This is a genomic window from Clostridium luticellarii (assembly GCF_002995845.1).
GTDB classification, from domain to species: domain Bacteria; phylum Bacillota; class Clostridia; order Clostridiales; family Clostridiaceae; genus Clostridium_B; species Clostridium_B luticellarii.
Genome location: NZ_PVXP01000087.1, coordinates 1 through 11,311, shown reverse-complemented (window position 1 = coordinate 11,311; position 11,311 = coordinate 1). Strand labels below are relative to the sequence as shown.

Annotated in this window: 8 protein-coding genes and 1 CRISPR repeat array; of the genes, 7 read left to right on the top strand and 1 reads right to left on the bottom strand. The window is 29.7% G+C overall.

All coding sequences use genetic code 11. The features are described 5' to 3' along the window. The 7 genes from cas8a1 to cas2 form a co-directional block, all read left to right on the top strand. Nucleotides 1-356, top strand: a 356-nt coding sequence (gene cas8a1 / locus CLLU_RS16645) for a type I-B CRISPR-associated protein Cas8b1/Cst1 (protein ID WP_106010895.1), incomplete at its 5' end; no start/stop codon positions are given. Then, on the top strand, nt 349-1,257 hold the full coding sequence (cas7i, locus tag CLLU_RS16640; RefSeq protein ID WP_106010894.1) for a type I-B CRISPR-associated protein Cas7/Cst2/DevR: 909 nt from the start codon (nt 349-351) through the stop codon (nt 1,255-1,257). The genes cas8a1 and cas7i, both read left to right, overlap by 8 nt. A gap of 5 nt (nt 1,258-1,262) precedes the next feature. Further along, entirely contained in the window at nt 1,263-1,937 is a 675-nt protein-coding gene (gene cas5b, locus CLLU_RS16635) for a type I-B CRISPR-associated protein Cas5b (protein ID WP_106010893.1), read from the top strand. Nucleotides 1,938-1,964: 27 nt separating this feature from the next. Continuing rightward, the gene (locus CLLU_RS16630; protein WP_106010892.1) at nt 1,965-4,172 is read left to right on the top strand and encodes a CRISPR-associated helicase/endonuclease Cas3; all 2,208 of its coding nucleotides are present in this window, start codon (nt 1,965-1,967) and stop codon (nt 4,170-4,172) included. Nucleotides 4,173-4,176: 4 nt separating this feature from the next. Further along, a complete protein-coding gene (gene cas4, locus CLLU_RS16625; RefSeq protein ID WP_106010891.1) occupies nt 4,177-4,695 on the top strand; it encodes a CRISPR-associated protein Cas4 in 519 nt (172 codons plus the stop codon). A 2-nt stretch (nt 4,696-4,697) separates the two neighbouring features. Beyond that, the gene (gene cas1b, locus CLLU_RS16620) at nt 4,698-5,681 is read left to right on the top strand and encodes a type I-B CRISPR-associated endonuclease Cas1b (protein ID WP_106010890.1); all 984 of its coding nucleotides are present in this window, start codon (nt 4,698-4,700) and stop codon (nt 5,679-5,681) included. Between the two features lies 1 nt (nt 5,682). After that, on the top strand, nt 5,683-5,946 hold the full coding sequence (cas2, locus tag CLLU_RS16615; RefSeq protein ID WP_106010889.1) for a CRISPR-associated endonuclease Cas2: 264 nt from the start codon (nt 5,683-5,685) through the stop codon (nt 5,944-5,946). A gap of 185 nt (nt 5,947-6,131) precedes the next feature. Next, a CRISPR array of direct repeats spans nt 6,132-10,806; the repeat unit is 29 nt; unit sequence GTTTTATAAGAACTATGTGGTATGTAAAT. 133 nt (nt 10,807-10,939) lie between these two features. On the opposite strand, the gene CLLU_RS16610 is transcribed toward cas2, so the two are convergent. Beyond that, the gene (locus CLLU_RS16610; protein ID WP_276329483.1) at nt 10,940-11,179 is read right to left on the bottom strand and encodes an ATP-binding protein; all 240 of its coding nucleotides are present in this window, start codon (nt 11,177-11,179) and stop codon (nt 10,940-10,942) included. Nucleotides 11,180-11,311 lie beyond the last annotated feature (132 nt).

The window sequence follows — 11,311 nt, the reverse complement described above, 5'->3', positions numbered from 1 at the left end:
GATATTATTTAAATAAATATAAGAAAGGGGAAAATGAAATGAACAGTAAAAAATTGTTTTTTATATATAAAAGTGGACAAGATATCAATAAATATTTTACTGAACATAGTGGGGAAAACAAGATAACTGGTATAGCTTATAAGATGTTAAACTCGGTTAAGACCGGAAATAAAAATGATTTTATGGATGCTATACTTAGAATTTATATGACGGCACAAAAAGAAGTGCCAGCACTTTTTTCTGAAGTTTTTTCAGATGAAGATTCAGAATTTGAAGCAGTTGCACAAACTTTTGTGTCCGGACTTATATCTAAAGAAATACATAAAAAGGAAGGGGAGGTAAATAAAGATGAGTAAAGGATTGACTTTAACTGTTATTTTTCAAGCACAGAGTTTAAATTTTGGTGAAGGAATCGCTAATATATCCGAACTTAAAAAATTGACAAGAGGAGATGGCAATTTATATACTTTTGTATCAAGGCAATGTTTAAGATATGACATTGTACGGCTTGGAAGCATGCTTTACAATTGGAACACTCAGGTTGTTGATAAGAGCAAAGGAACAGTACAATTTAAAGATGATTGTTCAATAAAAGATTCAGAAGAAATGGATTTATTTGGATATATGAAAACAGCCAAAAAAGGTGGTGATGATAAGGGTGGTTCTAATATAAGAAGTGCAGTTGCCCGACTTAGCCATGCTATTTCATTAGAGCCATATAGAAGTGACATGGACTTCTTAAATAATAAAGGACTAGCTGATAGGATTGGAGAACATCCCAATCTTGCAAATGTAGAGCAGCATTTTAGCTTTTATACTTATACAATTACAATTGATTTGGACAAAGTAGGTAAAGATGGTGATGTAGACTTAGACAAGGAAGATAAGTTTAAAAGAGTAAAACAGCTTCTAAGTATACTCAAAGTGTTAAACAGAAACATAAGAGGAAGACAAGAAAATCTTGCTCCACTTTTTATAGTTGGAGGCATATATGATATTCCAAATCCATTTTTCTTAGGAAGAATAAGGCTTAACTATAAAAGTAATAAGCCATATATAGATTCAAATATTTTAAAGCAGACTCTTGAAACAAAAATATTTGATAATTCAATTGAAAAAGTAACTTCTCTTGGAATGGTGAGTGGTATATTTGATAATGAAGAGGAATTAAAAAGCTTATTTAAAGATGAAAATTATTCTATTGAAAAGTTTTTTGATAACCTGCAGGATGGCGTTAAAGCATATTATGGGGTGTGATTAAGGTGGAGAATCGTAAAAGAGTTCTTAAACTTAATATTTTTCAAGAATCAGCTTGTTATAAAAAGCCATTTTCCTTTAAGGCAGCAGAAACTTATCCACTGCCTCCTTACTCGACAATAAAAGGGCTACTGCATAAAGTTATTGCTGCTGATGATTATTGTTCCATGAGAGTTTCTGTTCAAGGAAGTTATGAAAGTAAATTTAACAATTTTCAAACCACCTACTTTTATAAAAGTACAGATATAACAACTATGCCAATGAATGTTCATCAGCTTTTTAATATAAATTTAATTATCCATGTATCAGCTGAAGAGGAATTACTTAAAAATATATACAATGGTTTTCGTAATCTAAATGAAGCCATTAGTATGGGAAGAAGAGAGGATTTAGCAAGGATAGATAATATTGAGTTTATATGGGCAAGACAAATAGACCTGGATGATGATGATAATGAAGCAATACTTATAAAAAATCCTGCATATATTCCTAAAGATCAGATATGTGGAAGGCTGCATGGTGTAAATTTCAGGCTGAATAATTGGTATGAAAAGATAAATGATATGAGAAATTGGCATAAGACAGATGTTTTATATGCAAATACTGATCAGCAAATTGAAGAAGGATTAATTTTTGTGGAAGAAAATAATCTAGAAGAACCGATGTTTTTTAGTGATTAGGAACATTATGACTGGGAGATGATTTAAATGTTATATGCAAAGTCTAATCCTGTGGAAAGTATAAAACAGCATACAGATGAACTTGTTAAAAATTATGAAGAGCTTAAGAAAAACTATGGAGAAATTATAGAACAAAAAGTAACTATGGATAAAAGTGATTTTTGGCAGCTATTAAATATAGCTGTCCTCTATCATGATGTTGGGAAGGCATATACTCAATTTCAGAACAAAATAAGGAGAGCTTTAAAAGTAGAAGAAATTCCAGAGAAGGATAGTACAGATATACCACATAATTATTTGTCACCCATGCTTATTCCATATAAGAAATATGAACTTTTGAAAAATAAAAGTTTTAAAAGAATACTTATACAAGCTATAGCTTATCATCATGAAAGGGATAAAAAACCCGATGTGCATGAACTTAGAGAGGCTGCTGAACTTGATCTAGCAAATATTATTGATCAAATAAGAGAAGAAATGAAAATTGAAATTCCAGATAAACCAACAAATAAAGTATTTAGTGCTATGGATTTTCAAAACAGAATAAAAGAAAATGAAAATGGATATTATGATTATGTTATGCTGAAAGGCTTGCTTCATAGAATAGATCATTCAGCTTCTGCTCATAGGGAAATTGAATTAGATAGAAGGAACAATGTTGGTGAAGCAGCTAAGAAATATGTAATCGATAATTTTAGCAAATTGAGAAATGTACAGACATTTTGTAGGGAAAACAAAGGAGATAATGTAATTTTAATAGCATCTACAGGTATGGGTAAAACAGAATCTGCTCTTATGTGGCTTGACAATGACAAGGGCTTTTTTACACTTCCACTTAGGGTTACACTTAATGCTTTATTTTCAAGAATTAGTGATAATAATGAAATTGGATATAAATCAGCTGGACTACTACATTCTACAAGTTTGGATTATCTTGAGGAAAACGGTTTTGAAAATCCAGAAGAACTCAATGAATCAGCAAGGCTTTTTTCAAAGAAATTAAGCTTTACAACAGTTGATCAGTTATTCAAATTTCCTTTCAAATATAAAGGGTATGAAAAAATTTATGCCACACTTTCATATTCCAAGGTTGTTATAGATGAAATTCAGTCATATACACCTAAGATAGCAGCAGCAATAGTAAAAGGTATAGAAATGATATATAAAATAGGTGGTAAGTTTTTGATAATGACAGCCACGCTTCCTAAGATATATACTGATAGCTTAATAGAACGTGGAGTTAAGTTTAATATAAAAGATAACGGGCAGATACCTAAATTTATTATGGATAAAGAAAGGCATAAAATTTTACTTAAAGATAAAGAAATTAAAAACGATATTGAGGAAATAGCTAAAAGAGCTAAAAATAAAAAAGTTCTGATTATCGTCAATACGGTAAAGAGAGCATTAGAATTATATGAGCTATTAAAAAAACATAATTTAAGTAATTTAAATTTATTGCATTCTGCATTTATAAAAAGAGACAGAGCCAAACTTGAAAAGGAGATAAAGGTTTTTGCCGATAGTAAAGATATAACTCACGGACTATGGATAACAACACAAATAGTTGAAGCTTCACTGGATGTTGATTTTGATTATTTATTTACTGAGTTATCTACTTTGGATAGTTTGTTTCAGAGACTTGGCAGATGTTATAGAAAAAGGCAATTTAATTTGAGTGAACCTAATGTGTATGTTTATATAGATGGTGTTAGTGGAATAGGAACTATATATGATGAGAAAATATTTAAAATTGGATTAGAACATTTAAAAAAGTATAATAATTGTATTTTAAAGGAAAGTGATAAAATTGATTTAGTTGATAAATTGTATACAAAAGAAAAACTTAAGGACACCAAATTTTACAAGGAATTTAAGTATGCTTTAAAGATATTAGATGATAATGAAGGATATGCACTTACAAGCAGCAAGGCACAGGACATATTAAGAGAGATAGATTCGGTTACAGTTATACCTAGAACTATTTATGATGATAATATGCCTATGATAAATGAATTTATGAGATATAAAAATGCTGATTCAAAAGAAAAAAGAAAATACAGAAATGAATTGTTTAGAAAAATAAATAAACTTACAGCAGATGTTCCTTCATATAAGTGTTCTAATAAAATTTTCAAAAGTCCAATTAGTGATAGAATTTTTATTATTGAATGTAAATACGATGAAAAAAGTGGAATTTTATTTGATTCTGATGTCGTAAATAGTATAGGGTGATAATATGGAATTTAACTTAGAAAATTTTAAAGTTCAAGGAATAAAATTCAATTATTATTTTATTTGCAAAAGAAAGCTGTGGCTTTTTAATAAAGGAATAACCATGGAAAATAACAGTGAAAGAGTTATGGAAGGAAAAATAGTTCATGAAGATTCTTATTCAAGGCTGAAGACTAGAGAAGTTTTAATTGATGATATATTAAAATTGGACATTATGGATAAAGATTTTGTGCGTGAAATAAAGATAACAAGTAAAATGAAAAATGTTGATAGAATGCAGCTTCTTTACTATTTGTATTATTTAAAACAGCTTGGTATTGAGAAAAAGGGTGTTTTAAATTATGTAAAAGAGAAAAGAAATGAAATTGTTGAACTTGATGAGAAGTCAGAATTGGAGATAGAAAAAATACTTGTGGATATAAATGAAATTTTAAATGAAGACAAGCCTCCTAAAATCATAAAATTTCCGTACTGTAAGAAGTGTGCGTATTATCAATTTTGTTTTGTAAAGGAGGTTCAGTAGCTATGGGTAAGGATTATTATGTATTTACTAATGGACAGATAAAACGGAGAGAGAATACAATCCACTTTAGTGATGGTGAGGATTTATCTAGAGATATCCCAATAGAAGCAGTTGAAAGGCTGCATCTTTTTGGTGAAATAGCATTAAATACTAAGTTTTTTAATTTCATAAGTAAATATGGTGTTATAGTAAATTTTTATAATTATTACGGATTTTATTCCGGCAGTTATTATCCCAGAAAAAAGAATGTGTCAGGATATTTATTGATTCATCAAGCTGATTTTTATAATAAAAAAGAAAAGAGAATGTATATGGCAAAATGTTTTATTGATAGTGCTGCCCACCATATACTTAGAAATTTGAGAAAGCACAAGCCAGATACAAAAAAAGCTATGGAAAAGGTTGAAGGAGAAAAAATAAACATACTGTCTTCTAAGAATATAAATGAGTTGATGGGAGCGGAGGGAAGAATGAGAAATGCATATTATTCTGCTTACAATTATATTTTGAAAAATGGATTTGCCTTTGAAAGGAGAGAAAAAAGGCCACCTACGGATCCTGTAAATGCATTGATTTCTTTTGGAAATAGTATGATGTATACAACTGTTCTAGGAGAAATATATAAAACCCAATTAGATCCTACTATAAGTTTTCTGCATGAACCTTCAACAAAACGATTCTCTTTATGTCTTGATATAGCTGAAATTTTTAAACCATTGATAGTAGATCCTTTAATATTTTATCTTATCAATAATAAAATGATAACAATGGATGATTTTAATATTCAAGAGGATGTATGTTTTTTAAATGATAAAGGTAGAAAAAAGTTTATAAAGGAATATGAGACTAAACTTTCAACTACCATAAGACATAGAAGTTTAAATAGAAATGTGTCTTATAGAAATTTTATAAAATTGGAATGTTACAAGCTTATAAAATATTTCATTGGTGATGAAGTTTACAAACCGTTAAAGGCATGGTGGTAGTGTGTTTGTTATATTGACCTATGATATTGGTGAAAAAAGAGTAAATAGAGTGAGAAAAATTGTAAAAAAGTATTTGGTATGGACACAAAATTCTGTTTTTGAGGGAAATATAACAGAATCCAAGCTTCATAAATGTTTGTCTGAAATAAATAGAAGTACAATAAGGTCAGAGGATTCAGTTTATGTGTATAAGGTACAAAATTCTAAGAATATAACGAAAGGTGTAATAGGTGTAGAAAAAAATTATGACGAATTGTTTCTTTAAAAGTTTGCAGTAAAGCTAAATTTTTATAAAATGGTGTAAAAACGTTGATATTGAAGCTATAAGATGGTTTTGTTATAATATTAACATGCATTACTGGTGGTTTAATGCAACTGCATTTAATCTGAGAGCTTTATAAAATACTATAAAGCTTGCAATATAAGGGTTTAGAGTTTTTTGAATTTTGGGTTTTATAAGAACTATGTGGTATGTAAATAAAGATTATATTTATCCCGTAAAATTAAAAGCTGTTAAAGTTTTATAAGAACTATGTGGTATGTAAATTAGCCAGGTGCCAGAGCTAAGTGGCTCCGCACAATCTGTTTTATAAGAACTATGTGGTATGTAAATCATCTTGGATTTTTCTTTTACGATTCTACAATAATCTGTTTTATAAGAACTATGTGGTATGTAAATAAATGTAATAGACAGCGGTTTTAAGGCCAGTATGGCGTTTTATAAGAACTATGTGGTATGTAAATTAAAAGAAAGTGGAGAAAAATTTAAAACCGTAGGAGGTTTTATAAGAACTATGTGGTATGTAAATAATAAAGGCCAGGGCGGATGAATCTGCCAGCAGGTATGTTTTATAAGAACTATGTGGTATGTAAATTGAGAATTTTTATTACCTCCCTTGCTTTCATTTTCTTGTTTTATAAGAACTATGTGGTATGTAAATTTTGTAGCGGTAGTGGTGCGACAATTGCAATTACATCGTTTTATAAGAACTATGTGGTATGTAAATACCTTAAAGCCGTATTGTGGAAGCATAGAAGCACGGGTTTTATAAGAACTATGTGGTATGTAAATATGGACAGATGATGTTGATACATTATCTGTTACATTGGTTTTATAAGAACTATGTGGTATGTAAATACATAAAATGTTGTAGACAATTAGAAGTCTTTAAAAGGTTTTATAAGAACTATGTGGTATGTAAATTACCACAACTTGTAAGTAATAGATTTTCAACATGTTCGTTTTATAAGAACTATGTGGTATGTAAATATAGGAGCATATTGTACAGTACAAAGTGCAGTAGGAGTTTTATAAGAACTATGTGGTATGTAAATAAATTAGTTGGATATATGAAAAAATATGGAGCACTTGTTTTATAAGAACTATGTGGTATGTAAATGAAAAAATATATGTAAAAGATTTTGTAGAATTATCTAGTTTTATAAGAACTATGTGGTATGTAAATCATGGATTGAAAGAATTATTTTATAAGTATTGTAAAAGTTTTATAAGAACTATGTGGTATGTAAATAATAATTGTGTAATCTTTTTATCCTGGTCTATAACTGGTTTTATAAGAACTATGTGGTATGTAAATTTAAAGGAGGACTGAAAATGCGTGAAACAGATATGAAGTTTTATAAGAACTATGTGGTATGTAAATACGCCACACCCTAACTGTTTATGTACTCAATACCCGAGTTTTATAAGAACTATGTGGTATGTAAATCTTAAAACAGCAATGAAAGAGGCGGATGAAAGGATAGGTTTTATAAGAACTATGTGGTATGTAAATTAGATAACATTTCATATAAATGGGCGGCAAAAGCTACGTTTTATAAGAACTATGTGGTATGTAAATGATAAATTTTCAGACATTTTAATTAATGAATTCCCCGTTTTATAAGAACTATGTGGTATGTAAATTTCTACAATTATATATTAACACGTATTCGTGTCTATGGTTTTATAAGAACTATGTGGTATGTAAATGAAGAAAAAAGTCGGACATAGGTTTGACATAAAATAGTTTTATAAGAACTATGTGGTATGTAAATGATATATGTCCAAGTAGACGAGGAAGACGTGAGGAGTTTTATAAGAACTATGTGGTATGTAAATTATGAAGCCATGTTTCAATTCTATGCCAGGTATCATCGTTTTATAAGAACTATGTGGTATGTAAATTAGCATCATATAGATTAAGTTTTTGTACTCTTTTACAGTTTTATAAGAACTATGTGGTATGTAAATGTAGAAAATTTAAATTCATATAATTTGGCAAAATCGTTTTATAAGAACTATGTGGTATGTAAATACTTTTTAGACTTTCGGAATTCCTTTCCCATAACGGGTTTTATAAGAACTATGTGGTATGTAAATTTATAAGCCATTTTTTTCATCCTCTTAGTGGAAGGGTTTTATAAGAACTATGTGGTATGTAAATTAAAAAGTTACACCCATTAGATGCACACATGATTAGGGTTTTATAAGAACTATGTGGTATGTAAATACAAAAAACGCATCTTCTAATAGAAAAATAACATTAGTTTTATAAGAACTATGTGGTATGTAAATTGATAAAAACAATAGGAAAGATTTTTAAAAAGTATAGTTTTATAAGAACTATGTGGTATGTAAATTTTAATTAGCTTGTTATATTCCTGCTTCAGCTCTTCGTTTTATAAGAACTATGTGGTATGTAAATACAATGGAGGATTTGCAAAAACAGATGGAAAGTTTAGTTTTATAAGAACTATGTGGTATGTAAATACGCAGGAATATTGTCAAGGGAATTTTATAAGCTTTGTTTTATAAGAACTATGTGGTATGTAAATCTTAGGAGATCTATACCGATATTCAGCTCTATATATGTTTTATAAGAACTATGTGGTATGTAAATTCGAATATTGTGAGTTGGAAATCTGGAAAATCGCTCAGTTTTATAAGAACTATGTGGTATGTAAATATGTAACATTTAAGGACAGCAGAACAACCCAGACAGGTTTTATAAGAACTATGTGGTATGTAAATGACAAAATGGTAAATCTATTGGTAATGCAGTGCCAGGTTTTATAAGAACTATGTGGTATGTAAATAGGATAGTAGATGTTATAGAGGAATTGAAAGACCAAGTTTTATAAGAACTATGTGGTATGTAAATTAAGTAGTGGCGGAGATTTAACTGCGTCAATACCTTGTTTTATAAGAACTATGTGGTATGTAAATAATACGGAATATTCTTATCAAGTAAGTACTGTAAATGTTTTATAAGAACTATGTGGTATGTAAATGAGTCCAATCTGTGGCGGGTGCGTCTGCAAGTCAAAGTTTTATAAGAACTATGTGGTATGTAAATTCTAATCCCTTTTCTTTAATAGCTCCCTTAATTCCATGTTTTATAAGAACTATGTGGTATGTAAATTTTTAGCAAGCTGTAACATACTATCCCTCACACGTTGTTTTATAAGAACTATGTGGTATGTAAATGTGATGAAGCAGCAGAACAATCTAAACAAGCGTCTGGTTTTATAAGAACTATGTGGTATGTAAATATAGGTGAACCTGAATCGTTATATAACATTAGCATGTTTTATAAGAACTATGTGGTATGTAAATTTTGCAGGAATAGGTTCAGAGGGATATGAAGCTGTTAGTTTTATAAGAACTATGTGGTATGTAAATATAAGTAATTTGTCCTCATACTGCTTGGATAACTCCAAGTTTTATAAGAACTATGTGGTATGTAAATATGAGTCAAGGTAAGCCAACAGAAGAAGGAATGTAGTTTTATAAGAACTATGTGGTATGTAAATTAATGGTTCCTGCCGGTATTGTAACTTCCCCGTATAGTTTTATAAGAACTATGTGGTATGTAAATTAAGCTTGGATAAACTTCTAGCTGCATCTTGGGATATGTTTTATAAGAACTATGTGGTATGTAAATTAAGCTAAACCAGTCGCTACTTCTACTTCAACAACAGTTTTATAAGAACTATGTGGTATGTAAATGAACTCTAGGAAACAAGGCGTCCCAGATATGTAATTCGTTTTATAAGAACTATGTGGTATGTAAATGATAAATACTTGTCTGCATGCGCAGGAGTACCTAAAAGTTTTATAAGAACTATGTGGTATGTAAATTCGGATAATGTGGGAGAATAAGACGCTTCAGACGCTGGTTTTATAAGAACTATGTGGTATGTAAATTGCTATGCTTATTACAACTCTTACAGCTACTTTCAAGTTTTATAAGAACTATGTGGTATGTAAATAAATAAAAGGATTATACAATTGTTTGGGTGGGGCGAGTTTTATAAGAACTATGTGGTATGTAAATGTGCCTAATTTATAATCATCCTGGGTAGCGAAATCGGTTTTATAAGAACTATGTGGTATGTAAATTAAATATGGTTCTACCATTGCTAAAATAGGGAATATGTTTTATAAGAACTATGTGGTATGTAAATGTAAATGAATAGATATCAGAGACTCTTTAACCAGGCGTTTTATAAGAACTATGTGGTATGTAAATTACAGAAGATGCGTACTTTCTCCAAACTTGATGTGAGTTTTATAAGAACTATGTGGTATGTAAATTCAAATTGCCACTCCCCCTATCCATTCAGGTAATATGTTTTATAAGAACTATGTGGTATGTAAATAGATAATAACTAGAATTTAAGAGGAGGCACATCCCTAGTTTTATAAGAACTATGTGGTATGTAAATTTAAAAGAGTCAGATCATTGCATGGATGCTGTTAAAGTTTTATAAGAACTATGTGGTATGTAAATACTACTAGAGATGGATATGGACTTACAGATGTTTATAGTTTTATAAGAACTATGTGGTATGTAAATAGGGTAATTGATGTAATGGAGGAATTAAAAGATCAATGTTTTATAAGAACTATGTGGTATGTAAATACACATATCTGGCCATAGCTTTCTTCTTTGTTTTTGCGTTTTATAAGAACTATGTGGTATGTAAATTGACTATCAGTATATATAACGGCCAGGGAATTTTTTCGTTTTATAAGAACTATGTGGTATGTAAATGTTTGTATTGTTCTTTTTTATACTCAGCTTCGCTTTGTTTTATAAGAACTATGTGGTATGTAAATATTCTTTTTCCTAGCTCTCGTTGTATATGTCAACAACTTTTTAGGTCAAAAGGCCATCCAATTTTAGGTCACTTATCCTCCAAAAATATACACTTATCTATAAGTGCATATTTTTAAAGATGATGAGTCATGGTTAAATAATTTTTCCACTTTCCTCAAATGTTTCCCTAAGGCGGTAGGAATCACCTGTCATATCCACTATATATGCTTTATGGGTAAGCCTGTCCACCATTGCACTTGTAATCACGGGATCACCAAACACTTCTTCCCACCTGTCAAAAGAAAGATTTGTCGTTATTATTATAGATTTTCTTGATGCCCGCAAAGAAAGGTTTGTAAACAAGAGTTCTGCTCCCTCTTTGTCAAAAGAGATATATCGTAAGCGTCAAACAAGAAAGTGGATGGAAAGTGTTCAAAAAATGTGAGATAATCTTCTAAAATAAGTTTTAAAGTTTTTCAAGTTAGCTTTAAAAACTTTAAAAAGGAAGGTTTTATATGGATGTAC

What these genes read in the sequence shown, in the direction of transcription:
- CLLU_RS16630 (WP_106010892.1), top strand. Translation starts at nt 1,965, where the DNA reads ATGTTATATGCAAAGTCTAATCCTGTGGAAAGTATAAAACAGCATACA.
- cas1b (WP_106010890.1), top strand. Translation starts at nt 4,698, where the DNA reads ATGGGTAAGGATTATTATGTATTTACTAATGGACAGATAAAACGGAGA.
- cas7i (WP_106010894.1), top strand. Translation starts at nt 349, where the DNA reads ATGAGTAAAGGATTGACTTTAACTGTTATTTTTCAAGCACAGAGTTTA.
- cas4 (WP_106010891.1), top strand. Translation starts at nt 4,177, where the DNA reads ATGGAATTTAACTTAGAAAATTTTAAAGTTCAAGGAATAAAATTCAAT.